This is a genomic window from Escherichia sp. KCJ4928, from assembly GCF_004352695.1.
Lineage (GTDB): Bacteria > Pseudomonadota > Gammaproteobacteria > Enterobacterales > Enterobacteriaceae > ECMA0423.
Genome location: NZ_SJWV01000414.1, coordinates 1 through 1,281, shown reverse-complemented (window position 1 = coordinate 1,281; position 1,281 = coordinate 1). Strand labels below are relative to the sequence as shown.

General features: G+C 52.4%; 2 protein-coding genes and 1 pseudogene. 1 reads left to right on the top strand and 2 read right to left on the bottom strand.

The features are described from left to right. Positions 1 to 98: 98 nt before the first annotated feature. Positions 99 to 386 (bottom strand): hypothetical protein, encoded by a 288-nt coding sequence (locus E0D98_RS24425; protein WP_000107543.1) that lies wholly within the window; start codon positions 384 to 386, stop codon positions 99 to 101. Between the two features lie 155 nt (positions 387 to 541). Continuing rightward, positions 542 to 844: a hypothetical protein gene (locus tag E0D98_RS24415; protein ID WP_001272235.1), complete on the bottom strand. Its 303-nt coding sequence runs from the start codon at positions 842 to 844 to the stop codon at positions 542 to 544. A 299-nt stretch (positions 845 to 1,143) separates the two neighbouring features. On the opposite strand from E0D98_RS24415, the pseudogene E0D98_RS28195 reads away from it, so the two are divergent. Beyond that, a pseudogene (locus E0D98_RS28195) lies at positions 1,144 to 1,281 on the top strand (hypothetical protein); the annotation flags it as partial.

Genomic DNA, 1,281 nt, shown 5'->3' with positions numbered 1-1,281 from the left:
AGAATAAATTTAATAAAAAAATTTTCCGCTTAATATCATCCCTCCCGGTCTTCATTAACAAGATCGCAACAATCAGGAGGGATATTCATCACATCCGGTCAGCAGATCGCCCGGATATCGAGGCCGGTACGCTTAATCTGACGCAGGAACTGTTTGAAGTGATCGGCTTCCGCAATGTTGATATGGCGGAACTGCGTATCCACACCCCGGCTGAGCGCGTAGCTATAGCTGAAGGCCATCTTTTCCGGGTGGCTTTTGCGATATTTTTTCAGCTCAGTCAGGCTGCTGAATTCCAGGACGTCCCACTCTTCCCCGGTGTTTTTTTTCTTCCCGGCAACAAGAAGCGTGTACGACGCGGTGTTAACGTGGATATTTCGGGTACTCATCCTGCTTTCTCCTCTCTCTGGTTTTCAGCCCCCATCATCGGTTAGGTTTCGGGAGCCGCCGCAGGCCACAGCGCGACAAGGGTGGCGCGACCGTTCCGGTCGCTGCAAACCCGGGGCAGAGCATCTTTCGCTTAATTTCCTGCCCCTGATTATCATTAACAAATCAACAACATGGTCATAGGCTGACCGGCCTGTTGGCTGAAAAGCATCATCAGTGCACTCAAATCACTGGCTTTTTTTCTGATAACTGGCGTGTGATTTTCCACGCTATCCAACAGTTCCCCCAGTTCATCATTGATTTGCCATAACTGTTTCAATAGCGTTTCCGCATCCAGGCTGCTCTGGTATGCAAGATTTGCCTGAACAGCACGATTCTGCATGATGTCGATTTGTGCGATTGCGTCTTTCTGCTGATCGCCTGTTGGCTGATAAGCGGTGTTAAAAGAAAATGCGCTCATGTTTCCTCCTGTATCTGATGTTTTCAGCCCCCATCATCTTTTGAGTTTCGGGAGCCGCGGTTTTGACGTTTTGCGGGGACCTGCCTTTTGTTCCCTCCGGTATTCACCATCACCTTTTTGAGAACCTTCGCCGCATGGGGCATCACTGCCACGGCCTGCCGCACCTGTCCTGGGCAGAACGCAAAATTTTTTACCGGGTTTTGGGTAAAAAATTTTGTGGGCTGTTCATTTACCCTGGACAGTCAGTGCGGCAGGTTGTGGCTGTCTATGCCCCCGGCGACAGGGGCTTAAACAGGTGAATGGCACCGGACAGAACAACGGGCAGGGACCCGCCGCAACGACGTGAAGCGCGGTTTGCGAAACGGCGTTGCCCCTTACATCCCGGCGGCCTTTTGCCGGGATGCCGGGAGCGCAGGCCACGGCGCGACAGAGGCGGC